The sequence below is a fragment of the Bradyrhizobium sp. genome (genome assembly GCF_019242285.1).
GTDB lineage: Bacteria > Pseudomonadota > Alphaproteobacteria > Rhizobiales > Xanthobacteraceae > Bradyrhizobium.
Genome location: NZ_JAFAVV010000218.1, coordinates 1 through 24,652 on the forward strand (window position 1 = coordinate 1; position 24,652 = coordinate 24,652).

Here is a 24,652-nt window from a genome sequence, read left to right on the forward strand (position 1 = left end):
CAATCGCATGACCCAGTTCAAGGAGAAGGCCGGCAAGGATCGTGAGAACGCGTCGATCGGCCTCTACGATTATCCGGTGCTGATGGCGGCGGACATCCTGGTCTATCGCGCGACCCATGTTCCGGTCGGCGACGACCAGAAGCAGCATCTGGAGCTGTCGCGCGACATCGCGCAGAAGTTCAACAATGATTTCGGCGACTCGATCCGCGGCCACGGCTTCAATGACGGCCTGTATTTCCCGCTGCCGGAGCCGCTGATCACCGGGCCGGCGACGCGGGTGATGTCCTTGCGCGACGGCACCAAGAAGATGTCGAAATCCGACGCCTCGGACAACTCGCGCATCAACCTCACCGACGACGCCGACACCATCGCGCAGAAGGTCCGCAAGGCCAAGACCGATCCGGAACCGCTGCCGACGGAGGAGAAGGGCCTGGAAGCGCGGCCCGAGGCCGACAACCTGGTCGGCATCTATGCCGCGCTCGCGGACCGCTCGAAGGCCGACGTGCTGCGCGATTTCGGCGGCGGGCAATTTTCGAACTTCAAGAACGCGCTGGTCGACCTCTGCGTCACCAAGCTGGCGCCGATCGCCGCCGAGATGAAGCGGCTGGTCGCCGATCCCGGCCATGTCGACGCCGTCCTCGTCGACGGCGCCGACCGCGCCCGTGCCATCGCCGCCGAGACCATGGAGAAGACCAAGGACATCGTCGGCTTCGTCCGCAAGCGCTGACGAGACGAGGTAAAGGCGCTCGAACGGCGCAGGAAGTGCGCTCCCTCGCCCCGTTCTTCACGGGGAGAGGGCTGGGGTGAGGGACATGCCGCAGCGGGACTCGTGGAGAGGCCCCTCACCCGGATTGCATCTGCGATGCAATCCGACCTCTCCCCGCAGAAGAGCGGGGAGAGGTAAGGCCACGACGAGCCTTCATTCAAGGTCTATCATTCTTTAGGACGCCGGCCGGCGGTATTGGAACCCCTTGATCGTGCGTTGGCCGTCGCCATCTGCTAGAGATCGATCCACGCGCCGGCCTTGAACCGGCGACGCCGGAGAAAGCCATGTTCATCCAGACCGAAGCCACCCCCAATCCCGCCACCCTGAAGTTCATCCCCGGCCGCATCGTGCTCGACGGCGGCGCCATGGAGTTCACCGATCGTGCCGGTGCCGCGCGCTCGCCGCTCGCCGAGCGGCTGTTCGAGGTGCCCGGCGTCACCGGCGTGTTCTACGGCTCCGACTTCATCACCGTGACCAAGAAGGACGGCGACTGGCAGCACCTGAAGCCGGCGATCCTCGGCGCCATCATGGAGCACTACATGTCCGGCACGCCGCTGCTCGCCGACGGCACGATCGGCAGCGACGAATTGCGCGACGAGGAGGACGAGTTCTTCGACGAGGCGGATGCCGAGACCGTCGACATGATCAAGGACCTGATCGAGACGCGGGTGCGGCCCGCGGTCGCCAATGACGGCGGCGACATCACCTTCCGCGGCTTCAAGGACGGGATCGTCTATCTCAACATGAAGGGCGCCTGCTCGGGCTGCCCGTCCTCGACCGCGACGCTGCAGCACGGCATCCAGAACCTGCTGCGCCACTTCGTGCCCGAGGTGGTGGAAGTACGGCCGATGTGAGAGCTACGCCGCCTGGCCGATGCTCGCGGCCTCCGCCGCGGCACGCTGCATGCCGTTCGACATCTCGGCCGTGACCGCGCTCTGCTCCTCGACCGCGACCGCCGTGGACGTGACGTACTCGTTGACGTCCTGGATCGCCTTCTTGATCGAATTGAGCGCGCCGACGACGTCGCCGGAGATGCCGTTCAGGTTGCCGATCTCCTGCTCGATCTTGTCGGTCGCCTGCTTGGCCTGATTGGCGAGGTTCTTGACTTCGGAGGCCACCACGGCAAAACCGCGGCCGGCCTCGCCGGCGCGGGCCGATTCGATGGTGGCGTTGAGCGCGAGCAGATTGATCTGACCGGTGATGTCGCCGATCAACTGCACGATCGACCTCATCGATTCGGCCGCGGCCGACAGGCGCTGCGCCTGCTGGTCGGCGGTCTCGACCCGATCGACCGCCGTATTGGCGGTCTCCTTCGACTTGACCATTGCGGCCGAGATTTCACGCACCGAAGCGTTCAGCTCCTCCGCGCCGGCGGCGACCGATTCCATCATGCTCCGCACCCGCTCGCTCCGCATCCGCGCCAGCACCTGCGCAGTGGTGTCGGAGGCGTATTTGACGACCTTGCACGGCTTGCCATTGAGATCGAGGATCGGGTTGTAGGAGGCCTGGATCCAGACCTCCCTGCCGCCCTTGCCGATACGCTTGTACTCGCCCGACTGGAACTCGCCGCGATTGAGAGCCGCCCAGAACGCGCGGTAATTCGCGCTCTCCCGCTCCTCCTGCGCCACGAACATGCCGTGGTGCTTGCCCTTGATCTCGCCGAGCGAATATCCAAGCGTCTTCTGGAAGTTGTCGTTGGCATCGAGGACGATCCCGTCCATGCTGAACTCGATCACCGCCTGCGACTTGCCGATCGCCTCGATCTGTCCGGCGAAATCGGCCGCCTTCAATTTCTGCTCGGTAATGTCGGAGGCGAACTTCACCACCTTGAACGGCTTGCCGGTCTCGTCGAGGATCGGATTGTAGGAGGCGATGATCCAGACCTCCTTGCCGCCCTTGCCGATGCGCTTGAACTCGCCGCTCTGCAATTCGCCGCGGTTCAGCGCCGCCCAGAACTCGCGATAGCCGGCGCTCTCCCGCTCGGACGGCTGCACGAACATCTGGTGATGCTTGCCTTTGATCTCGGAGAGATCGTAACCTATCGCCTTCAGGAAACCGTCGTTGGCGGCGATGATGGTGCCGTCCAGATTGAATTCGATCACCGCCTGCGCTCGCGAGATCGCGGTGATCTTGCCGGCGTCTTCCATGCTGCGGATCTTCTGAGCAGTGATGTCGCTCGCGAACTTGACGACCTTGACCGGCTTGCCGCCCCCGTCGAGGATCGGATTGTAGGAAGCCTGAATCCAGACCTCGCGCCCGCCCTTGGCGACACGCTTGAACTCGCCCACGCGATACTTGCCGAGCTTGAGGTCGGCCCAGAACGCGCGATATTCACTGCTGTCGTGCACGTCCTGCGGCACGAACATCCGATGATGCTTGCCCTGGATTTCCGTCAGCCGGTATCCCATCGCGTCGAGAAAGTTCGGGTTGGCGGTGATGATCGTGCCGTCGAGTTCGAACTCGATCACGGCCTGCGACCGGCTGATGGCCTCCGCATGTGCCAGCGCATCTCGCGCCTTCGCGGCGCCTTGCCAGAATGACATTAGAAGCCCTCTCCGCCCATAGGCATGATGAAAACGGGCGCCGATCGACCAACCGAGCCGCGCTCACCCCGAGCCGAGAAGGCTCGCTCGCCCGGTCGCAACCGTTGCATCACCTCGCCTAAGGGCAGGTTAACTTGTCTGTCCTTTCAATTACTTAGTATCCCGTAAGTTGCCGGGGGTCGATCGATGAAAATCTCTGGGATGGAACCCGGCAGATGAACCTGGCTCGCGATTTCCCCCGCCGAAAGATGCTATGGCTCGAGCGATGTTGATCCTCGCTGTCGATACCGCCCTCGATGCCTGCGCGGCGGCCGTGCTCGATACCGACGCGGGCCGCGCGATCGCGCGCGAATCGCTTTCGATGAAACGGGGACATGCCGAAGCGCTGATGCCGCTGATCGCGCGCGTGATGAAGCGGGCGGCGCTGCCATTCGCCGCGCTCGACCGGATCGTGGTGACGACCGGCCCCGGCAGTTTTACGGGGCTGCGCGTCGGGCTGTCGGCCGCACGCGGCATCGCGCTCGCCGCCGGCAAGCCGGTGGTGGGAGTAACGACGCTGTCGGCCTATGCCGCGCCCGCGGTGAGCGACGGCGGCGAGCAGCCGGTGGTCTCGGCAATCGATGCCCGGCACGACCAGGTGTATTTCCAGGTCGTCGGCGGCGACGGCGGCCCGCTGATCGGGCCGCGAGTCGCGCCGATCGCCGAGGCGGTCGCCGCCGCGCGGATCGGGACACCGCATCTGGTCGGCAATGCCGCAGCGATGCTGGCCGAGCGCTGGCCGAAGGATGTGCCGCCGCCCTGCGAGGTCGACTCGCGGGCCGCGCCCGACATCGACTGGGTGGCGTGGCTCGGCGCCGCGGCCGACCCGGAGATCGCGCCCGCCCGGCCGACCTATCTGCGGCCGCCCGACGCAAGACCGTCGCGCGATGTCGCGCCGTCACGTGCCGAGCCCGCCGCGTCATGATGCGATGGCTCCGGGATCTCTGGCGTGGCGGCAAGGCGGTGGTCGAGCCCGCCCGGGCGCGCGATGCGCGGCGGCTCGCGCAGCTTCACGCCGCCTCGTTTCGTCATGGCTGGGGCGAGAGCGAATTCGAGCAGATGGTGATCGAGCGCAACACCCTGATCCAGCGTCTGCGGATTGGACGAAAGCTCGCGGGCTTTGCGGTGTCGCGGTTCGGCGCTGACGAGGCGGAGATCCTCTCGATCGCGATCGACGCCTCCTATCGCGGCCGCGGCCTCTCGCGTGACCTGCTGTTGACACATCTCGGCCATCTCGCCGGGCGAGGCGTACGTTCCATCTTTCTCGAGGTCGAAGAAAACAACGCGCCGGCGCGGCGGCTCTACGAAGGGACCGGATTCGCGGTCGTCGGGCGGCGCGAGCGCTACTACCGGCAACCGGACGGGGAACAATTGAATGCGCTTCTGATGCGCCGCGACTTGTTCTAAGATATGCCCCGGCAGAGATGCCGCTCTCAAGGCAAGAACCCATGACCGCACTCAAATCTTCGTCCGGGCCGAAGCCCACCGGCGTCGAGGCGCGTTGCGCCGCCACCGGCATGCGCATGACGGAGCAGCGCCGCGTCATCGCGCGTGTGCTGGCGGAGGCGGTCGACCATCCGGACGTCGAGGAATTGTACCGCCGCTGTGTGGCGGTGGACGACAAGATCTCGATCTCGACCGTGTACCGGACGGTAAAATTGTTCGAGGACGCGGGCATCATCGAGCGCCACGATTTCCGCGAGGGCCGCGCCCGCTACGAGCAGATGCGCGAAAGCCACCACGACCATCTGATCAACCTGCGTGACGGCAAGGTGATCGAATTCACCAATGAGGAAATCGAGAAGCTGCAGGCCGAGATTGCCCGCCGGCTCGGCTACCGCCTGGTGGACCATCGGCTGGAGCTCTATTGCGTGCCGCTCGACGAGGATCCATCCTGAACGGCGGCGCCTAACCAGCCTCTCGCACCAGCGCACCACTCGCCCAGATTGCAAGGATTAGGCCGCGCCGCTGGATTTTCCACAGCCCAGACTGTATGAGAGCCACGCGGCACTCCGGGGGCGCCGCGCCGATATCGCATGCAAGGGTCCATGAAGCCGCCGCGCAAGCTGCACATCAAGTCCTATGGCTGCCAGATGAACGTCTACGACGCCCAGCGCATGGCGGATACGCTGGGCGGCGAGGGCTTCATCGAGACGGCGCGCGCGGACGACGCCGATCTCGTGGTGCTCAACACCTGCCACATCCGCGAGAAGGCCTCGGAGAAAGTCTATTCCGAGCTCGGCCGGTTGCGCCTCCTCAAGGAGCAGGCCGCGCGGGAGGGACGCAACATGCGGATCGCGGTGGCCGGCTGCGTCGCGCAGGCCGAAGGCGACGAGATCATTCGCCGGGCGCCGACGGTCGACATCGTGGTCGGCCCGCAGAGCTATCATCACCTGCCGCAACTGCTCGCGCGTGCCGCGCGCCGCGAACATGCGATCGAGACCGAATTTCCCGCCGACGACAAGTTCGCCCACCTGCCGCCGCCGAAAGCCGACGCGATCCGTGCGCGCGGCATTTCCGCCTTCGTGACGGTCCAGGAAGGCTGCGACAAGTTCTGCACCTTCTGCGTGGTGCCGTATACGCGCGGCGCCGAGGTCTCCCGCCCGGTCGCCGACCTCGTCGAGGAGGTGAGCCGGCTCGCCGACCACGGCGTGCGCGAGCTCACCTTGATCGGCCAGAACGTCAATGCCTACCACGGCGAAGGACCGGACGGGACGAGCTGGCCGCTCGGCAAGCTGTTGCACCGGCTCGCCGAAATTCCCGGCATTGCGCGGCTGCGCTATTCGACCAGCCACCCGAATGACGTCGATGCCAGCCTGATCGAGGCCCATCGCGACCTGCCGGCGCTGATGCCATTGGTGCATCTGCCGGTGCAATCGGGATCGGATCGGATTCTCGCGGCCATGAACCGCAGGCACAGCGTACGAAATTACCTGGATGTGATCGACCGATTCCGTACCGCCCGACAAGGCATTGCATTCTCGTCGGATTTCATCGTCGGCTTCCCCGGCGAGCGGGAGGAAGATTTCGCCGCCACCCTCGCGCTGGTCGCGCAAATCGGTTACGCTGCGGCCTATTCGTTCAAATATTCCCCGCGACCGGGAACGCCGGCGGCGGAACTTGCGGAGATGGTATCCGCTTCCGACATGGATCAGCGATTGGCGCGGCTTCAGGACCTGATCGACCACCAGCAATCGGCCTTCAACATGGCGGCGATCGGCACGACGGTCGACGTGCTGTTCGAGCGCGCCGCGCGCAATCCCGGGCAGGTCGTCGGCCGCACCGCCTATCTGCAGCCGGCCCATGTCATGGCCTCGCCCGACATCGTCGGAAGCGTCCTCCCCGTCAGAATCGAAAGCCTGGAGCGCTACAGCCTGCTCGGCGAGCTGGCCCTGCCCGCGCCCCGCACCGAGCCAAAGCCTTCGCCCATCAGCATTGGAGCCTGAGCCCTTGCCCAAGAGCGCATCGGATTCGCCTTCGCTCGCTCCCAGCCGCAAATTCGACCGCGACATGCAGATTCCGCCCGAGACGCAGGTCGTCATCGATTTCGACGACAACCGCGCCGCCTCCGCGCTGGTCGGTCCCTATGGACAGAACCTCGCGCAGATCGAGCGCCGGCTCGGCATCGTCGTCGATTCCCGCGGCAACCACATCACGATCGCCGGCTCCCGCGACGGCTGCGAAGCCGGGCGGCGCGTGCTCGAAGCGCTGTATGCGCAGGCGGTGCAGGGCCACGACCTTTCGCAGGGCGATGTCGAGGGCGCGATCCGCGCCGTGATCGCGCAGGGCTCGCTGTTCGAGTACGACGCCAAGGCGCCGAAATCGGCCTTCGAACTCATCAACCTGCGCAAGCGCCCGGTGCGGGCGCGCACCGCGGCGCAGGACTCCTATATCCGCGCGCTCAAGCGTCACGAGCTGGTGTTCGGCATCGGCCCCGCCGGCACCGGCAAGACCTGGCTCGCGGTCGCGCATGCCGCGCAATTGTTCGAGCGCAAGGAGGTCGACCGCATCATCCTGTCGCGGCCGGCGGTGGAAGCCGGCGAGCGGCTCGGCTTCCTGCCCGGCGATCTCCGCGAGAAGGTCGATCCCTATCTCCGGCCGATCTATGACGCGCTGTACGACCTGATGGACGCGCGCATCGTCGAGCGCGCGCTGCAGACCGGCGAGATCGAGATCGCGCCGCTCGCCTTCATGCGCGGCCGCACGCTGACCAACGCCGCGATCATTCTCGACGAGGCGCAGAACACCACCTCGATGCAGATGAAGATGTTCCTGACGAGGCTCGGCGAGAACAGCCGCATGATCGTCACCGGCGACCCCTCGCAGGTCGACCTGCCGAACGGCCAGATGTCGGGTCTTGCCGAAGCCGCGCGCCTGCTTCAGGGCGTCGAGGGCATCGCGCAGGTGAGGTTCACCGCCGAGGACGTGATCCGCCACGAATTGGTGGCGCGGATCGTCGCCGCTTATGAAGCGTCGCCGCAGCGCTCGGCGACAGGCAACTAAGGCTCCGCAGGTCAGGCCCTGGAGGCTCGACGAAACGCTCAACCATCATGTCGCATCCGACCAGCCCCATCACCGAGGTCCTCGTTGCCGCAGATTGCTGGCGGAGCGAGCCCGATGCCGAAACCGTCGTCCAGCGCGCGATCGCGACCGCCGCGGACGCGATCGACGCCGACGTGGCCGGCGCCGAGCTTGCGGTGATGCTGACCGACGACCCCACCATCCGCACGCTCAATCTCGACTGGCGCGGCATCGACAAGCCGACCAACGTGCTGTCGTTCGCGGCTTCGCTGCCGGCGCCCCCGCAGGGCGGCGAGGACGCGCCGCGCACGCTCGGCGACATCGCCATCGCCTATCAGACGATGCGGAAAGAGGCCGACGACGAGCACAAGCCGTTCGCCCACCACCTCAGCCATCTCGCAGTGCACGGCTTCCTGCACCTGGTGGGCTACGACCACGAGACCGACGACGAAGCCGAAGCGATGGAAGCCCTTGAGCGCACTATACTCGGACAACTCGGAATTCCCGATCCCTATGCGGAGCGGGGACGGATGGATTGAGATGTCGGACTCCGACCCGGTCCACGACAACCCGCGCAACCCGCGTAACCTGCCCGTTGTGGTGCCGCCGGGCGAGGTCGGCCGCCCCGCGACCGACCACTGGCTGATCCGCGCGATCCGCAACCTGTTCGGCTGGAAGGCCGGATCGGTGCGCGACGACCTGCAGGTGGTGCTCGACGCCTCGACGCCGGACGATGCCGGCTTCACCGCGGCCGAGCGCACCATGCTGCGCAACATCCTCGGCCTGCACGAGCGGCGCATCGCCGACATCATGGTGCACCGGGCCGACATCATCGCGGTCAAGCGCGACATTCCGCTCGGCGAATTGATGGACCGGTTCGAAGGCGCGGCGCATTCCCGCCTCGTGGTCTACAACGAAAGCCTCGACGACCCCGAGGGCATGGTTCACATTCGCGACCTGCTCGCCTTCATGACCGCCAAGGCGCGCGTCAGCGAGACCATCAAGACCAAGCGCAAGAAGCCGTTTCCCGCCGGCCTCGACCTGCGCGCCGTCGACCTCGCGCTATCGCTCGCCGACGCCAGCATCATCCGCAAGCTGCTCTACATCCCGCCTTCGATGCGCGCGATCGACCTGTTGGCGCAGATGCAGGCCTCACGCGTTCATCTGGCGCTGGTCGTCGACGAGTATGGCGGCACCGACGGTCTGGTTTCGATCGAGGACATCGTCGAATTGATCGTCGGCGAGATCGACGACGAGCACGACAGCGACCAGGCGCCGTCGATCGTGCGCCAGGCCGACAACTCCTTCATCGCCGACGCGCGGGCGAGCCTCGATGATGCCCGCGCCGTGATCGGGGAGGAGTTCGTCACCGGCGAGGCCGGCGAGGAGGTGCAGACGCTCGGCGGCTATCTGGTCAGCCATGTCGGCCGCCTGCCGGTGCGCGGCGAGGTCATTTCCGGTCCCGGCAATTTCGAGGTCGAGGTGCTCGACGCCGATCCCCGTCGCGTCAAGCGGCTGCGCATCGCCACCCGCAAGGAGCGGCCGACGCCGCGCACGCAACGCGAGAATCGACGACGCGAATCAACCCCGGACTCACCCGGCCATGCGCAGCCGGGCGATGACAACCGGCCACCGCCTTCGGACGGAGCGGCCCCGCAGTGATGATCGCCAAGAAACTTCGCGCCGCGGGCCTTGCGATCGTGCTGTCCTGGGGCTGGAAGCGCGCCGGCATTGCACTCGCCGCCGGTGCCCTGTCGGTGCTGGCGATGGCGCCGTTCAATGCCTGGCCGGTGCTGTTCGTGACGTTCCCCGCGGCGGTCTGGCTGATCGATGGCGCCGGTGCGGGCCGCTGGCGCGGCGTGCCGGCCGCAGCCATGGCCGGTTTCTGGTTCGGGCTCGGCTACTTCGTGCCGGGACTGTACTGGATCGGCTACGCCTTCCTGGTCGATGCCTCCACCTTCGCCTGGCTGATGCCGTTCGCCGTGCTCGGCCTGCCGATCTATCTCGCGCTGTTCACCGCGCTCGGCTTCGCGCTGGCGCGCCTGCTCTGGACCCGCGATGCTGTGCGTGTTCTGGCGCTTGCCGCGAGCCTCACCGTCAGCGAGTGGTTGCGCGGTCATGTCCTGACCGGCTTTCCCTGGAACGCTTTCGGCTATGCGCTGTCGGAGCCGTTGGCACTGGCACAGACGGCTTCGCTGGTCGGATTGTGGGGTCTGACGTTCCTCGCCGTCGCCATCTTCGCCAGTCCGGCGGTGCTGATTGACAACAACCCACGCGAGTATCGGTCCTGGACCGCACCCGCCGCAGCCATCCTGGCGCTGGTCACGATGGGCGCGTTCGGGGTCGTGCGCCTGTCGCTGCATCCGACCGAGACAGTCGCCAACGTCAAGCTGCGAATCATGCAGCCCAACCTGCAGCAGGACGTCAAGTTCAACTACGCCGCCAAGGCGGAAGTGATGAAGCACTATCTCGCGCTGTCCGACCGCGCGTCAGGACCGCAGTCGACCGGCGTGCGCGATGTCGGCATCCTGATCTGGCCCGAATCAGCATTTCCGTTCTTCCTGACGCGCGAGGCGGATGTGATGGCGGAGATCGCCGGCCTCCTGCCGAGGCAGACCGTGCTGATCACCGGCTCGGTTCGGGCGCCGGATCTGCCGCCAGGAACACGTATAACCCGTGCCTACAATTCGATTTATGTGATCGACCACGACGGCACCGTGCTGTCGGTCTACGACAAGTTGCATCTGGTCCCGTTCGGCGAGTACCTGCCGTTCCAGGACTGGATGGAGAAGATCGGCTTCGAGCAGCTCACCAGGGTGCAGGGCGGCTTCATTCCAGGCACGCTGCGCCGCCCGATGCCGGTCGCGAACGCGCCCCGAGTGCTCCCGCTGATCTGTTACGAGGCGATTTTTCCAAGCGACGCGGCCACGGGAGAAGATCGGCCCGGCTGGATCGTCAACCTGACCAATGACGGCTGGTTCGGCATCTCGACCGGTCCCTATCAGCACCTGCAGCAGGCGAGGCTGCGTGCGATCGAGCAGGGGCTGCCGCTGGTCCGCGCGGCAAACACCGGAATCTCGGCGGTGATCGATCCCGTGGGACGCATTGTCGCGCGGCTCGGGCTCGGCAACGAAGGGGTGCTGGATGCGCCGCTTCCCGTCGATATCCCGCCGACCGTGTTCGCCGACCATGGGAACATGCCCGCCATCGTCATGGTGCTGATCGCCATCGTTCTGGTCGCGCGTGCGCGGCTCGCCAAACCGCCACTCCGAGACCGCCAAACCGACGCCAGGACTCCATGATCGCTTCCGAGGGGGTTTGACCAATTTTCAACGGTCGGCAAAAATATTCGAAAGCATATATCCGCTAGTTGACAGAACGACGTTGTACTTCGCATTGTGTACGCGCGAGTACGATCCAGTCAGTTCATTGCTCACATTGTCTGCAATCTCGACCGACCTCCGAGCAAGATTTGACGGTGTTGGCGCCAGAGGCATGCTGACCTCGTTGCCTCATCCGCCGCTGCTTGATCGCAAGGAGAGTTGGAGATGACTAAAGCCCCGAATCCTGTTGACAAATATGTCGGCAGCCGGGTGCGAATGCGGCGCATCATGCTGGGCATGAGCCAGGAAAAGCTGGGCGAGGCCCTGGGTCTCACCTTTCAGCAAATCCAGAAATACGAGAAGGGGACCAACCGGGTCGGCGCGAGCCGCATTCAGCAAATCTCGGAGGTCCTGCAGGTCCCGGTATCGTTCCTGTTCGAGGGCGGACCGACCAGCGCAGGTAGCGGCGGCGGCTTCGCCGAGGGCGCCTCGCCGACCTACGTCTCGGATTTCCTGGCGACATCCGAAGGCCTGGCACTGACGCGCGCATTCACCCGAATCACCGATGCCAAGCTCCGGCGCAGCATCGTCGATCTGGTGGAACGAATCGCCGCCGCCGGCGAGGAGCCCGACAAGGCGTGATGCTTTTGGTTTGAGCGACCACGCGATCTGGCCTATTCGGTTGCATCCGAAACCGTCTCCGCAGGGAGACTCGTCTGGATTCAACGAAGCGTCGTCAGCCGATGGCCATCAATCCCTTTGATTCGCAGACCATCCTCGACGGCATCCGCCGCTGGGTCGAGATCGAGACGCCGACGGGAGCAACCGAGCAGGTCAACCGGCTCGTGACGCTGGTCGCCGACGGCTATCGCGACCTGCCGGCGGCGCTCGAGCGGGTAGCCGGGCGGGACGGCTGCGGCGACCATCTGGTGGCGCGCTCGTCATGGGGCCAGGATGGGCCGGGTATCTTGATACTCAGCCATCTCGACACGGTGCATCCAAAGGGCTTCATCGACCGCCTGCCGTTCAGGGTCGAAGGCGACAGCGCCTTCGGACCCGGCATCTACGACATGAAGGGCGGCGCCTACCTCGCCTATCACGCGTTCCGCGCGCTTTGCGCCGATGCCGGGCGTTCCTCGCTCGGCATCACGCAGCTCTATGTCTCCGACGAGGAGATCGGCAGTCCCACCTCCCGCGCACTGATCGAATCCGAAGGCCGCAAGGCCAAATATGTGCTGGTGACGGAGCCCGCGCGTGACGGCGGCAAGATCGTCACGGGCCGCAAGGGCGTCGGACGGTTCGAGGTCTTCATCAAGGGCGTGCCCGCCCATGCCGGCTCGCGGCCGCAGGATGGCCACAGCGCCATTCACGAGCTCGCCAACGTCATTGCCGCGCTGGAGGCGATGAACGACCCGACGCGCGGCATCACCGTCAATGTCGGCGTGGTCAGGGGCGGCACGCGCCCGAACGTCATCGCCGAGCAAGCCCATGCCGAGGTGGACCTTCGCGTGCCGACGCTGGCCGATGCCGACGAGCTGGTGGCGAGAATCCTGAATCTGAAATCCCGAACCGAAGGCGTCGGCGTCGCGGTGACCGGCGAGCTCAACCGGCCGCCTTTCGAGAAGGACCGCGCAAGCGCGGCTCTGTTCGAACATGCAAGGACGCTCGCCCGGGAGATCGGATTCGAGCTCCGCGAAACCGAGAGCGGCGGCGGCTCCGACGGCAACTTCACCGCGCCTCTTACCGCGACCCTCGACGGCCTCGGAGTCGACGGCAAGGGCGCACACACCCACTACGAGCAGCTCTATATTTCCTCGCTCGAGCCGAGGACGCGGCTGCTCCATCGGCTCTGTCAGACTCTGCGATGAACGCTCCGGCCGGCAGTCGGGACGACGGCGACGGATCGACCGATGCAGGAATGCCGGAGCGCCGGCACGGCTCCTTCTTCGGCCGCCGCAAGGGTCACAAGCTCCGCACCCATCAGGCTGGGCTGATCACGCATCTGCTGCCGCGTCTCGCGCTCAACGTCACGGATCCCACGCCTTCGGATCTGTCGGTGCTGTTCGGCAAGCCGGTCGACGCGGTCCGGCTCGAGATCGGCTTCGGCGGCGGTGAGCACCTGATCGCGGAAGCGCGCAGCCTGCCCGATTGCGGCTTCATCGGCTGCGAACCCTATGTCAACGGCATGGCGAAGATATTGACGGAGATCGACAGCCGTCAGATCGGCAACATCCGCCTGTTCGCCGGAGACGCCGCCGAGCTGCTGGCGTGGTTGCCGGCGCACTCGCTCGCGCGCATCGATTTGATCCACCCTGATCCCTGGCCGAAGCGGCGGCACTGGAAACGGCGTTTCGTGCAGAACGCGACCATCGCAGCGATGGCGCGCGTGCTGGCACCGCGCGGCGAATTCCGCTTCGTCAGCGACATCGACGATTACAGCGCCTGGACGCTCGCGCATCTGCTGCGCTCCCCGGACTTCATTTGGCTCGCGGATCGCGCCAGTGACTGGCGCAGGCCGTGGGACGGCTACACCATGACGCGCTACGGCCGCAAAGCCGAGCGCGAAGGCCGCCGCGCCACCTATCTGCGCTTTCGACGGAAGGGATAGCCCTACTGCGTCAGGAGATCGGTAGGGTGGACTAAGCGACCACATGCACGTAAGTCGCCACACGAAGGCGGAAGCGTGCCCACCATTGAAAGCAATACTGTTGATGTAATGGTGGGCACGGCGCTCCGCGCCGTAGCCCACCCTATGGCTTTCGACGGGAAGATAGCCGCTTCGGCGCTGCACGACGGTCAGAACAGTGGCTGGCGAGTCTTCCAGAAGCCGACGACGCGCTCGGCGGTCGACGGCATCAGGCGTCCGAAATTCACCCGGGCATTCTCGATGTCCGCCGGTGCCGGGGCGCGGTCGCGACCGAGCCGCAGCAGGATCAGGGCCCGCACGGTCGCCCATTCGAGACCGGCCACCTTGCCGACGATCAGGATCGGATCGTGCCGGTCGCCCGAGATCAGCTGGTCGAGCATTCCGATCGCGATCCCCGACAGGGCCGAAAGCGCTGCGACCGATTCCTCGTAGCGATGCGCCTTGGCGAAGTTGAGCAGCGCGGCTTCGCCAAAATTGCCGGCCCGGTGCAGGGCCAGGATCGTGCGCTGCGCCGGCAGGAAGTCGCGCTCGCTGCCCTCGGCGGACTCGGCCGCGCCGGCGACGGTGCTCATCGCCATCTTGATGGCGGCCTGACGCTCCGGGCCTACCAATTGGAACAACCGGCGGCGGACCACGTCGAGCGATCCGGCCAGCAATTCCTTGAGGCGGGCATGGGGCAGGTCCGCGCGCTGACCTACGGTGAGCGTCAGCACGCCGTCCCCACCGGCGCGCCTGACCAATTCCGAATAGCCGTTGTCGGAAAATGCAGCTCCGGCATTGCGGGCGGTGCGCCGGACGACCTCGCGGTCGCCGCGATGCACGATGATGTCGGTGAGATCGCAGGACAGGCTCGCCCGCTCCGACATCGCCAGCAGATGGTCCTGCCCCATGATGCCTGCCACCTCGAGCAGCACATGCTCGCGCAGCACGGGCGAGCGGCGCAGAATTGGTCCCGCCACCAGAATCTCCTTCTCGCGCGCGAGCTGGCCGGCCAGGGAGGGCGGCGCGTTGGCAAGATGTGACATGCGCTCGGCAATTTCGACCCGCGCGATCGTCTCCGCGAACGGCACGAGGTCGACCAGGATCTCGTCGAAAAGCTGGACGTGGGTCGGCCTGAGCCTTGCGGCATCCCGGAGAAACAGGTCAGCAATCCGGCCTGCGGCGTCGGCGCGGCGCTTCGGATCGCCATGCCTGACGATCTCTTCAAGTCCGGGGATCAGCGACGTGGCGACTGTCATCTGGCTACTCGAAACGCAACGCGACCCGGCCCCACGCCCCCGCATAGCCGGGTCGATCGCCGGCAATCTAAGCGGGTCTGGTGAAGGAAGGGTTAGGCCCAGGTCCCGCCTTCCGCGAATTCGTCGCGGCCGGCCTTGCCGGAACGGGCGAAAGGAGCTATATCACCCCCGCAACTTACGGTATCTCATACGATCGCGTAGTGAGAGTGGGCCCCCCGGGACCCGCTCTTTTTTATTACCTGAACCAGTCCGTCCCGGTTACCGCCGCCGGATCGGCCCGGTGTCGGTGAGATGCCGCCGAAACAGGATAGATTGCGAGCATGACCGGAATCCGAGCACCGGCTTTCAGGAGGTCATCCTCGCGCACAATGCCAGGACCAATCCAACGCCGAACATGACCGATCCGATCGTGGGTTCCATGGACGCCGAATTGCTGGCGGAGCCGCGCCTGGTGGTCGAGCCGGGCGCAGCCGCGCGCGTCTCGGCGATCGCCGATCCCGTGCTGAGGCAATTGGGATATCGGCTGGTCCGGATCAGGATCTCGGGCGAAGCGGGCTGCACGGTCCAGATCATGGCGGAGCGACCGGACGGCTCGATGCAGATCGATGACTGCGAGGCGATCTCGCGGGCTCTGTCGCCGGTGCTCGACATCGCCGATCCGATCGATCGCGCCTATCGGCTCGAGATTTCCTCGCCCGGCATCGACCGCCCGCTGGTAAGACGTTCCGATTTCACGCGCTTCGCCGGCCACCTCGTCAAGATCGAGATGGCGGTGGCCCGCCAGGGCCGCAAGCGCTTCCGTGGAGCCATCAAGGGCGTCGAAGGCGATGCGGTCGAGATCGCGCGCGACGATGCACCGGCCGGCGAGGACGCCAGCGTGCTGCTGCCGATGGAGGACATCGCCGAGGCGCGGCTGGTGTTGACCGACGAATTGATTGCCGAATCGATGCGACGCGGCAAGCAGGCCGAGCGCGCGCTGAAGCGCGATCTCGGGCTGGAGCCAGGGCCTGCGTCGCATGCGGACCGCGGCGCGCGGTCGCAAGAGAGGCCGCCGCGCAAGCCCGCCAAGAACACCAAACGACATCGCCTCGCCGCTGAACGCGCGAGCGACAACGATCCGACCTGAAGGAGACCACCATGGCCGTCAGCGCCAACAAGCTCGAACTGCTGCAGATCGCCGACGCGGTCGCGCGCGAGAAGTCGATCGACCGCGGCATCGTGATCGCGGCGATGGAGGACGCCATCGCCAAGGCCGCCCGCGCCCGCTACGGCAGCGAGACCGACGTGCACGCCGAGATCGACGCCAAGAAGGGCGAGCTTCGGCTGTCGCGCCACATGCTGGTGGTCGAGCACGTCGAGAATTCGGCGAATCAGATCTCGCTGCACGACGCCCGCCGGGCCAATCCGGGCGCGCAGATCGGCGACACCATCGCCGACACGCTGCCGCCGCTGGAATATGGCCGCATCGCCGCGCAGTCCGCCAAGCAGGTGATCGTGCAGAAGGTGCGCGAGGCCGAGCGCGACCGGCAATATCAGGAGTTCAAGGACCGCATCGGCGACATCGTCAACGGCATCGTCAAGCGCGTCGAATATGGCAGCGTCATCGTCGACCTCGGTCGCGGCGAGGCCATCATCCGCCGCGACGAGATGCTGCCGCGCGAGGTGTTCCGCAACGGCGACCGCGTCCGCGCCTATATCTTCGACGTGCGGCGGGAGACGCGCGGACCGCAGATCTTCCTCTCCCGCACCCATCCGCAGTTCATGGCCAAACTGTTCGCGCAGGAGGTGCCGGAGATCTACGACGGCATCGTCGAGATCAAGGCGGTGGCCCGCGATCCCGGCTCGCGCGCCAAGATCGGCGTGATCTCGCGCGACTCCTCCGTGGACCCGGTCGGCGCCTGCGTCGGCATGCGCGGCTCGCGCGTGCAGGCGGTGGTCAACGAGCTGCAGGGCGAGAAGATCGACATCATCCCGTGGTCGCCCGACATCGCGACCTTCGTCGTCAACGCGCTCGCCCCCGCCGAAGTCACCAAGGTCGTCATCGACGAGGACCGCGAGCGCATCGAGGTCGTGGTGCCCGACACCAACAACCAGCTTTCGCTGGCGATCGGCCGGCGCGGCCAGAACGTCCGGCTCGCCTCGCAACTGACGGGCTGGGACATCGACATCCTGACCGAGCAGGAGGAATCGGAGCGCCGCCAGGCCGACTTCGAGAACTCCACCCGGGTGTTCATGGAAGCGCTCAACGTCGACGAGGTCGTCGGCCAATTGTTGGCCTCCGAAGGCTTCACCTCGGTCGAGGAGCTGGCGCTGGTGGATGTCAAGGAGCTGGCAGGCATCGAAGGTTTCGACGAGGAGACCGCGACCGAGCTGCAGAACCGCGCCAAGGAATATCTCGAGCAGCAGGAGGCCGAGCTCGAAGCCCGCCGCAAGGAGCTCGGGGTCGAGGATGCGCTCAAGACGGTGCCGGGCGTGACGTCCAAGATGCTGGTCAAGCTCGGCGAGAACGACATCAAGACCGTCGACGACCTCGCCGGCTGCGCCACCGACGACCTGGTGGGCTGGACCGAGCGCAAGGAGGGTTCCGAGCCGACCAAGCACACCGGCGCGCTCGACGGCGTCGAGGTTTCGCGCGACGAGGCCGAGGCGCTCATCATGCAGGCCCGCGTCAAGGCCGGCTGGATCAGCGAGGCCGATCTCGCCAAGCCGGAAGATGCCGAGGCCGAGGGCGCCGGCGAAGAACACGCGGCCTGAAGGAGATGCCCCACGCATGCTCGCGACTGCCGACCCCGATCTCGACAACGGCCCGCGGACCACGAAGTCCGCGACGATGCGGATGTGCGCGGTCAGCCGCGAGGTGCGGCCGATCGACGAGCTGATCCGCTTCGTGGTCTCGCCGTCCGGCGAGGTCATCGCCGATGTCAAGCGCAAGCTCCCCGGACGAGGCCTTTGGGTCTCCGCCTCGCGCTCGGCCGTTGCGGAGGCCGTCCGGCGTCACCATTTTGGCAGGGGGTTCAGGCGCGACGTCCGCGTTGCCGCGAGCCTGGCCGCCGATACCGAGCAATTGCTGGTCCGCAGCGTGATCGAAGCCCTGGCCGTGCTTGCCAAGGCCGGCCAGGTGGTTTCGGGCTTTGCCAAGGTCGAGGCCGCGCTCACCGCCCCCCCGAAGGGGGTGGCGATCCAGGCACTGATCCACGCCTGCGACGGGGCCCATGACGGGATCCGGAAGCTGGACGCGCTGGCGCGGCAAAAGGCCGGGAATGGGAGAGAAACGCCGGGGTTTCCCGTCGTCGACGCGCTGACGTCGGCAGAATTGGATTTGGCATTGGGCCGGTCAAATGTGGTACATGCTGCGCTGCTCGCGGGCCCGGCGAGCAGGACATTCCTGTCGCGCAGCCATACCCTGGTTCGATACCGATTGGCCGACGCCGACAAGACTGCCGGAACCGCGGCCAGGAATTCGAAATAGCTGAAGTTGCGTCAAACGTCGGTGCGCTCACGCACCACAAGATTAGGACTACTGAATGGCCGACAAGAACACGCCCGGCGACAAGAAACTGAGTGTGCCGAGCAAGACCCTGACGCTGAAGCCGCGCGTCGAGACCGGCACCGTGCGCCAGAGCTTCCCCCACGGCCGCACCAAGCAGGTGGTCGTGGAGAAGCGCGGCAAGCGCCGTGTCGGCGCCGACGGAGCCGAGATTGCGCACCCGGCGCCGGAGCCGGCCGTGACCAGCAAGCCGGCACCGCCGCCAAAGGCTGCGCCGCAGCGCCCTTCAGGCGGCGCGCCGTCGCAGTCGCGCAACGCATCGGGGGTGGTGCTGCGCACCTTGACCGAGGACGAGCACGCCGCGCGGCTGAGCGCGCTGGCGGATGCCCGCGTTCGCGAGGTCGAGGAGCGGCGGCACGCCGAGGAAGAGGCGAGGCGCCGCGCGATCCGCGAAAGCGAGGAGAAGGCGGAACGCGAAGCCGCCGAGGCGCGCCGCAAGGCCGAGGAGGAGCGCCACCGTCACGACGAGGAAGCCAGGCGCAAGGCCGAGCTCGAAGCCAAGAAGCGCTTCGGCGAAGCCGAGGCGGCCGCCCGATCGGCCGCCGCTGCCGCCCCGGCGACGGCTTCTGCCACGGCGACGCCGCAGGGAACCCGTGCTCCCGCGCCCGCCGCCCGTACTGCGACGCCTGCCGCGCGTACCACCTCCACGCCAGGAGCTCGGCCAGCGACGCCGGCGCGGACCGCGGTAGCGGCCGGCCGGCCCGGCGGCGCCGTACCCGCGGAGGCCGAGGAGGACGAGGGCCCCCGACAGGTTCGCCGTGGTCCGGGAGGCGGGATGCGCGCCCCCGCCGCGCCGAAGACCACGCACAAGCCGGGGCCGCAGAAGGAGCGCGGCCGCCTGACGCTGGTCACGGCGCTCAATGCCGACGACGTCCGCGAGCGTTCGATCGCCTCGTTCCGCCGCCGCACCCAGCGGCTGAAGGGACACGCCTCGAACGAGCCCAAGGAAAAGCTCATCCGCGAGGTCACGATCCCGGAAGCGATCACGATCCAGGAGCTCGCCAACCGCATGTCAGAGCGCGCCGTCGACGTGATCCGCCTGCTGATGAAGCAGGGCGCGATGCACAAGATCACCGACGTCATCGACGCCGACACCGCGCAGCTCATCGCCGAGGAGCTCGGCCACACCGTGAAGCGCGTGGCCGCGTCCGACGTCGAGGAGGGCCTGTTCGACGTCGTCGACGATTCCACCGACACCGAGCCGCGCTCGCCGGTCGTGACCGTGATGGGCCACGTCGACCACGGCAAGACCTCGCTGTTGGACGCGCTGCGCCACGCCAACGTCGTGTCGGGCGAGGCCGGCGGCATCACCCAGCATATCGGCGCCTATCAGGTGACCTCGCCGGAAAGCGGCAAGAAGATCACCTTCATCGATACGCCCGGCCATGCCGCCTTCACCGCCATGCGCGCGCGGGGCGCCAAGGTCACGGACATCGTCGTGCTGGTGGTCGCCGCCGATGACGGCGTGATGCCGCAGACAGTGGAGGCGATCAACCACGCCAAGGCGGCGCGGGTTCCGATCATCGTCGCGATCAACAAGATCGACAAACCGGAAGCGAGGCCCGAACGGGTCCGCACCGAGCTGCTGCAGTACGAGGTGCAGGTCGAATCGCTCGGCGGCGAGGTGGTGGACGTCGAGGTCTCCGCCAAGAACCACACCAATCTCGACCGTCTGCTCGAGATGATTGCGCTGCAGGCCGACCTGCTCGACCTCAAGACCAATTCGCAGCGGCCCGCCGAGGGCACGGTGATCGAGGCCAAGCTCGACCGCGGCCGCGGTCCGGTCGCGACCGTGCTGGTTCAGCGCGGCACGCTCCAGGTCGGCGATATCGTGGTGGCCGGCGCCGAGATGGGCCGCGTCCGCGCGCTGATCTCCGACCAGGGCGAGACCGTCGAGGACGCCGGCCCGTCGGTGCCGGTCGAGGTGCTCGGCTTCAACGGCCCGCCGGAAGCCGGCGACCGACTCGCGGTGGTCGAGAACGAGGCCCGCGCCCGCCAGATCACGAGCTACCGTGCGCATCAGAAGCGCGAGAACGCCGCCGCCAGCGTTTCCGGCATGCGCGGTTCGCTCGAGCAGATGATGTCGCAGCTCAAGACCTCCGGCCGCAAGGAGTTCCCGCTGATCGTCAAGGCCGACGTGCAGGGCTCGCTGGAGGCGATTTTGGGTTCGCTGGAGAAGCTCGGCACCGATGAGGTCGCCGCCCGCATCCTGCATGCCGGTGTCGGCGGCATCTCGGAATCCGACGTGACGCTGGCGGAAGGGTTCAACGCCGCCATCATCGGCTTCTCGGTGCGCGCCAACAAGGAAGCCGCCGCATCCGCCAAGCGCAACGGCATCGAAATCCGCTATTACAACATCATCTACGACCTCGTGGATGACGTGAAGAAGGCGATGAGCGGCCTGCTCGCGCCGACCTTGCGCGAAACCATGCTGGGCAATGCCCAGATCCTGGAGATCTTCAACATCTCCAAGGTCGGCAAGGTCGCCGGCTGCCGGGTCACCGACGGCACCGTCGAGCGCGGCGCCAACGTCCGCCTGATCCGCGACAACGTGGTGGTGCACGAGGGCAAGCTTTCGACCTTGAAGCGGTTCAAGGACGAAGTGAAGGAAGTTCTGGCCGGCCAGGAGTGCGGCATGGCGTTCGAGAACTACCACGACATGCGCGTCGGGGACGTGATCGAATGCTACCGCGTCGAGACGATCCAGCGCTCGCTGTAGTCCGAAGCCCGCAGATCGCGCACGCGTCGTCCGGCTGGGGCAATGGCGCCGATCGGCGTCATTGCGACCGCGGCAATTGGACCGCGGCAATTGCTCAGTCGGTGAAATATCTTAATCTATGCGAATGAATGTCCGGGCCCTGCCCGGGCATGATCGGGTCATCATCGGAAAATGCCGCGCCACCACCACACCAGGAATGCCGCGCCCGGCGGCTCGCAGCGTCAACTGCGAGTCGGCGAGGCGGTGCGCCACGCTGTTGCCGAGATTCTCATGCACGGTAACGCCCACGATCCGGACCTCGAAGGCCATATCATCACGGTGCCGGAGGTCCGGATGTCGCCGGATCTGAAGCTAGCCACCATTTACGTCATGCCGCTCGGCGGCCGCGACCGTGACGTTGTGCTCGCGGCCCTGGAGCGGAACAAGAAATTTCTGCGCGGCGAGATCGCTCGGCGCGTTAACCTGAAATTTGCTCCTGATGTCCGCTTCCGCATCGACGATCGATTCGACGAAGCGGAACGTATCGAGAAATTATTGCGAACGCCTGCGGTGCAGAAAGACCTCGCAGCGGATTCGGACGAAGACTGATGACCGCCCCCCCGACCAAGAGCGAAATCGGCTCACCTGATGCCGCCTCACAAGGTGCCGAGAATGATGATCCGGCAGAGGTGCAGAGTGGCGCTCCGCGGAGCAACAACGATCCGCGCCTGAAGCAGCAGCGGCCGAACAATCAGCAGCCCCGCCGCGACCGCCGCGACATTCATGGCTGGATCGTGCTCGACAAGCCGATCGGCATGACCTCGACGCAGGCCGTCGCCGTCGTCAAGCGGCTGTTCTCGGCCAAGCGCGCCGGCCACGCCGGCACGCTCGATCCGCTCGCCTCCGGCGGTCTGCCGATCGCGCTCGGCGAAGCCACCAAGACCGTCCCCTTCGTGATGGAGGGCCGCAAGCGCTACCGTTTCATGGTGCGCTGGGGCGAGGAACGCGACACCGATGACAGCGAGGGCAAGGTCGTCCGCAGCAACGCTGAGCGGCCGAGCGCCGAGGCCATCTGCGCCTTGCTCCCGCAATTTACCGGGCTGATCGAGCAGACTCCGCCGCGCTATTCCGCGATCAAGGTCCAGGGCGAGCGCGCCTACGACCTGGCGCGGGACGGCGAGGTCGTCGAGCTGGCGCCGAGACCCGTCGAGATACACCAATTAAGCTTGGTAAAACAATTAGATAGCGACCATTCGGTGTTCGAGGCCGAATGCGGCAAGGGCACCTATGTGCGGGCGCTCGCCCGCGACATCGGCCGGCTGCTCAATTGTTTCGGCCATATCTGCGCGCTGCGCCGGACCCTGGTCGGCCCTTTCGGCGAAAACGACATGATTCCACTGGAAGAGTTGGAGGCTTTGTGCAATAGAGCCGCGTCTGGCGAGGGTAGCCTCGCCGACGCGCTTTTGCCCGTTGAGACCGCGCTGGACGACATCCCGGCACTGGCCGTCAGTCGGGCGGATGCGGCAAGGCTCCATCGGGGCCAGGCCGTCTTGTTGCGCGGACGGGATGCGCCCAATAGTAGCGGCACAGTCTATGTCACGGTGGCAGGCCGTCTTCTGGCGCTTGCCGAGATTGGCAACGGCGAACTCATCCCCAAGCGCGTGTTCAACCTGACCGGGCTGACTGCCAGCTCCGGTCGCAACGAGAGAATTTGACGATGTCGATTACCGCCGAACGCAAAGCGGAAGTCATCAAGGCCAACGCGGTCAAGTCCGGCGACACCGGCTCGCCCGAGGTCCAGGTCGCGATCCTGTCGGAGCGGATCAACAACCTGACCGGGCATTTCAAGTCCCACGTGAAGGACAATCATTCGCGGCGCGGGCTGTTGAAGCTCGTGTCGACGCGCCGCTCGCTCCTCGACTATCTGAAGAGGAAGGACGAGGCGCGCTACAAGGCACTGATTGAGAAACACAACATTCGTCGTTGAGTTTTTTGTTTTGAGTACACGCGCGTTCGGTTTGACGCGCGTTTTTGCATGGTCTTTCGAAGCTCGCCGGTCGCGGGCTTCCGAAGGTCAGCGTGCAGACGAGCACGATCCGATCGTGCTCAGAAGAGAGGTCCAGCAGCAATCCGGCGGCTGGGCTGGCGGGCATGTTGCCCGCGACACCGCGAGAGGATGGACACCATCCGAAACACAAAACCATGGCAGGATCGCCGGACGCTGACCTTGTTCCGTTCAGCGTCCCGCCGTCTTGCGCATGGTTTTTTGTTTGGGGCGTCCGGCCTTTCGTGAACCCATGAAAGAAGACTGCGATGTTCAATATTCATTCCGTAGAGATCGACTGGGGCGGACGTCCGCTCAAGCTTGAAACCGGCAAGATCGCCCGACAGGCCGACGGCGCCGTGATCGCCACCTATGGCGAGACCGTGGTGCTCGCCACCGTCGTCGCGTCGAAATCGCCGCGCGAAGGCGTCGACTTCCTGCCGCTCACCGTCGACTACCAGGAGAAGGCCTATGCCGCAGGCCGCATCCCCGGCGGCTATTTCAAGCGCGAGGGCCGGCCGACCGAGAAGGAGACGCTGGTTTCCCGCCTGATCGACCGTCCGATCCGCCCCTTGTTCGTCGACGGCTGGCGCAACGAAACCCAGGTCATCGTGACCACGCTGTCGCATGACATGGAGAACGACCCCGACGTGCTGGCGATGGTTGCCGCCTCCGCCGCGCTGACCCTGTCCGGCGTGCCGTTCAAGGGACCGATCGGCGCCGCCCGCGTCGGCTTCGCCAACGACGAATACGTGCTCAACCCCACGCTCGACGAGATGACCGACACCAGGCTCGATCTCGTGGTCGCCGGCACCGCGGACGCCGTGCTGATGGTGGAATCGGAAGCCAAGGAGCTGAACGAGGACATCATGCTGGGCGCGGTGATGTTCGGCCACCGCCACTTCCAGCCGGTCATCAACGCCATCATCGAGCTCGCCGAGAAGGCGGCCAAGGAGCCGGGCGAGGTGCAGGCCATCGACAACGGCGCGATCGAGAAGGAGATGCTCGGCCTGATCGAGCAGGAGCTGCGCAAGGCTTATGCGATCCCGATCAAACAGGAGCGCTACGCCGCCGTCGGCGCCGCCAAGGAAAAGGTGATGGCGCACTTCTTCCCCGAAGGGCAGGAGCCGAAACACGACAAGCTGCGCATCGCCGACGTGTTCAAGGAGCTGGAAGCCAAGATCGTCCGCTGGAACATCCTCGATACCGGCAAGCGCATCGACGGCCGCGACGTCAGGACCGTGCGCGACATCGTCTGCGAGGTCGGCGTGCTGCCGCGCGCCCAT

23 protein-coding genes and 1 pseudogene are annotated in these 24,652 nt (G+C 66.2%); 21 read left to right on the forward strand and 3 right to left on the reverse strand.

Features of this window, described 5'->3' with window-relative positions:
- Together trpS and JOY90_RS08270 are read left to right on the forward strand one after the other, a co-directional pair.
- Window positions 1-727, forward strand: a 727-nt coding sequence (trpS, locus tag JOY90_RS08265; protein WP_291690653.1) for a tryptophan--tRNA ligase, incomplete at its 5' end; no start/stop codon positions are given.
- A gap of 323 nt (window positions 728-1,050) precedes the next feature.
- Window positions 1,051-1,620 carry a NifU family protein gene (locus JOY90_RS08270; protein ID WP_291690654.1) on the forward strand — a complete coding sequence of 190 codons (570 nt, stop codon included), beginning with the start codon at window positions 1,051-1,053 and terminating at the stop codon, window positions 1,618-1,620.
- A gap of 3 nt (window positions 1,621-1,623) precedes the next feature.
- On the opposite strand, the gene JOY90_RS08275 is transcribed toward JOY90_RS08270, so the two are convergent.
- The gene (locus tag JOY90_RS08275; protein WP_291690655.1) at window positions 1,624-3,309 is read right to left on the reverse strand and encodes a PAS domain-containing methyl-accepting chemotaxis protein; all 1,686 of its coding nucleotides are present in this window, start codon (window positions 3,307-3,309) and stop codon (window positions 1,624-1,626) included.
- 265 nt (window positions 3,310-3,574) lie between these two features.
- Here JOY90_RS08275 and tsaB point away from each other — a divergent pair, with 265 nt between their 5' ends.
- The 11 genes from tsaB (at window position 3,575) to JOY90_RS08330 (ending at window position 13,800) form a co-directional block, all read left to right on the forward strand.
- On the forward strand, window positions 3,575-4,273 hold the full coding sequence (tsaB, locus tag JOY90_RS08280; protein WP_291690656.1) for a tRNA (adenosine(37)-N6)-threonylcarbamoyltransferase complex dimerization subunit type 1 TsaB: 699 nt from the start codon (window positions 3,575-3,577) through the stop codon (window positions 4,271-4,273).
- Window positions 4,270-4,755: a ribosomal protein S18-alanine N-acetyltransferase gene (gene rimI / locus JOY90_RS08285; protein ID WP_291690657.1), complete on the forward strand. Its 486-nt coding sequence runs from the start codon at window positions 4,270-4,272 to the stop codon at window positions 4,753-4,755. Before tsaB ends, rimI begins: the two co-directional genes overlap by 4 nt.
- Before the next feature lie 41 nt (window positions 4,756-4,796).
- The gene (locus JOY90_RS08290; protein WP_291690658.1) at window positions 4,797-5,246 is read left to right on the forward strand and encodes a Fur family transcriptional regulator; all 450 of its coding nucleotides are present in this window, start codon (window positions 4,797-4,799) and stop codon (window positions 5,244-5,246) included.
- Window positions 5,247-5,396: 150 nt separating this feature from the next.
- Window positions 5,397-6,794: a tRNA (N6-isopentenyl adenosine(37)-C2)-methylthiotransferase MiaB gene (gene miaB / locus JOY90_RS08295; RefSeq protein ID WP_291690659.1), complete on the forward strand. Its 1,398-nt coding sequence runs from the start codon at window positions 5,397-5,399 to the stop codon at window positions 6,792-6,794.
- Window positions 6,795-6,798: 4 nt separating this feature from the next.
- Window positions 6,799-7,851, forward strand: coding sequence for a PhoH family protein (locus tag JOY90_RS08300; RefSeq protein ID WP_291690660.1), 1,053 nt, complete (start codon window positions 6,799-6,801; stop codon window positions 7,849-7,851).
- A gap of 47 nt (window positions 7,852-7,898) precedes the next feature.
- Window positions 7,899-8,408, forward strand: a complete 510-nt coding sequence (gene ybeY / locus JOY90_RS08305; protein WP_291690661.1) for an rRNA maturation RNase YbeY — start codon at window positions 7,899-7,901, stop codon at window positions 8,406-8,408.
- Window position 8,409: 1 nt separating this feature from the next.
- Window positions 8,410-9,531: a hemolysin family protein gene (locus tag JOY90_RS08310; protein ID WP_291690662.1), complete on the forward strand. Its 1,122-nt coding sequence runs from the start codon at window positions 8,410-8,412 to the stop codon at window positions 9,529-9,531.
- Window positions 9,531-11,171, forward strand: a complete 1,641-nt coding sequence (lnt, locus tag JOY90_RS08315; protein ID WP_291690663.1) for an apolipoprotein N-acyltransferase — start codon at window positions 9,531-9,533, stop codon at window positions 11,169-11,171. The genes JOY90_RS08310 and lnt overlap by 1 nt, the downstream gene beginning before the upstream one ends.
- Before the next feature lie 246 nt (window positions 11,172-11,417).
- Window positions 11,418-11,834: a helix-turn-helix transcriptional regulator gene (locus JOY90_RS08320; RefSeq protein WP_291690664.1), complete on the forward strand. Its 417-nt coding sequence runs from the start codon at window positions 11,418-11,420 to the stop codon at window positions 11,832-11,834.
- 101 nt (window positions 11,835-11,935) lie between these two features.
- Entirely contained in the window at window positions 11,936-13,060 is a 1,125-nt protein-coding gene (locus JOY90_RS08325) for a M20 family metallopeptidase (RefSeq protein ID WP_291690665.1), read from the forward strand.
- A gap of 50 nt (window positions 13,061-13,110) precedes the next feature.
- Window positions 13,111-13,800 (forward strand): tRNA (guanine(46)-N(7))-methyltransferase TrmB, encoded by a 690-nt coding sequence (locus JOY90_RS08330; protein ID WP_291690673.1) that lies wholly within the window; start codon window positions 13,111-13,113, stop codon window positions 13,798-13,800.
- A gap of 188 nt (window positions 13,801-13,988) precedes the next feature.
- Here JOY90_RS08330 and JOY90_RS08335 read toward each other — a convergent pair whose 3' ends face one another.
- The gene (locus JOY90_RS08335; RefSeq protein ID WP_291690666.1) at window positions 13,989-15,077 is read right to left on the reverse strand and encodes a DUF2336 domain-containing protein; all 1,089 of its coding nucleotides are present in this window, start codon (window positions 15,075-15,077) and stop codon (window positions 13,989-13,991) included.
- Window positions 15,078-15,471: 394 nt separating this feature from the next.
- Here JOY90_RS08335 and rimP point away from each other — a divergent pair, with 394 nt between their 5' ends.
- From rimP to rbfA, 5 genes are all read left to right on the forward strand, one after another.
- Entirely contained in the window at window positions 15,472-16,203 is a 732-nt protein-coding gene (gene rimP / locus JOY90_RS08340) for a ribosome maturation factor RimP (RefSeq protein ID WP_291690667.1), read from the forward strand.
- Window positions 16,204-16,214: 11 nt separating this feature from the next.
- Window positions 16,215-17,831 carry a transcription termination factor NusA gene (gene nusA, locus JOY90_RS08345; RefSeq protein WP_291690668.1) on the forward strand — a complete coding sequence of 539 codons (1,617 nt, stop codon included), beginning with the start codon at window positions 16,215-16,217 and terminating at the stop codon, window positions 17,829-17,831.
- A gap of 16 nt (window positions 17,832-17,847) precedes the next feature.
- Window positions 17,848-18,546: an RNA-binding protein gene (locus tag JOY90_RS08350; protein WP_291690669.1), complete on the forward strand. Its 699-nt coding sequence runs from the start codon at window positions 17,848-17,850 to the stop codon at window positions 18,544-18,546.
- A 55-nt stretch (window positions 18,547-18,601) separates the two neighbouring features.
- Window positions 18,602-21,343, forward strand: a complete 2,742-nt coding sequence (gene infB, locus JOY90_RS08355) for a translation initiation factor IF-2 (RefSeq protein WP_291690670.1) — start codon at window positions 18,602-18,604, stop codon at window positions 21,341-21,343.
- Window positions 21,344-21,514: 171 nt separating this feature from the next.
- Window positions 21,515-21,931 carry a 30S ribosome-binding factor RbfA gene (rbfA, locus tag JOY90_RS08360; RefSeq protein ID WP_291690671.1) on the forward strand — a complete coding sequence of 139 codons (417 nt, stop codon included), beginning with the start codon at window positions 21,515-21,517 and terminating at the stop codon, window positions 21,929-21,931.
- 47 nt (window positions 21,932-21,978) lie between these two features.
- Here the strand turns inward: rbfA and JOY90_RS08365 are convergent, their stop codons facing one another.
- Complete coding sequence (locus tag JOY90_RS08365) at window positions 21,979-22,107, reverse strand: hypothetical protein (protein WP_291690675.1); 129 nt, start codon at window positions 22,105-22,107, stop codon at window positions 21,979-21,981.
- On the opposite strand from JOY90_RS08365, the gene truB reads away from it, so the two are divergent.
- The 3 genes and pseudogenes from truB to JOY90_RS08380 all read left to right on the forward strand — a co-directional run.
- Window positions 22,051-23,037: a tRNA pseudouridine(55) synthase TruB gene (gene truB, locus JOY90_RS08370; RefSeq protein ID WP_291690674.1), complete on the forward strand. Its 987-nt coding sequence runs from the start codon at window positions 22,051-22,053 to the stop codon at window positions 23,035-23,037. The two genes, JOY90_RS08365 and truB, sit on opposite strands and share 57 nt — an antisense overlap.
- A 2-nt stretch (window positions 23,038-23,039) precedes the next feature.
- Window positions 23,040-23,309 (forward strand): 30S ribosomal protein S15, encoded by a 270-nt coding sequence (gene rpsO / locus JOY90_RS08375; protein ID WP_291690672.1) that lies wholly within the window; start codon window positions 23,040-23,042, stop codon window positions 23,307-23,309.
- Between the two features lie 326 nt (window positions 23,310-23,635).
- A pseudogene (locus JOY90_RS08380) lies at window positions 23,636-24,652 on the forward strand (polyribonucleotide nucleotidyltransferase); the annotation flags it as partial.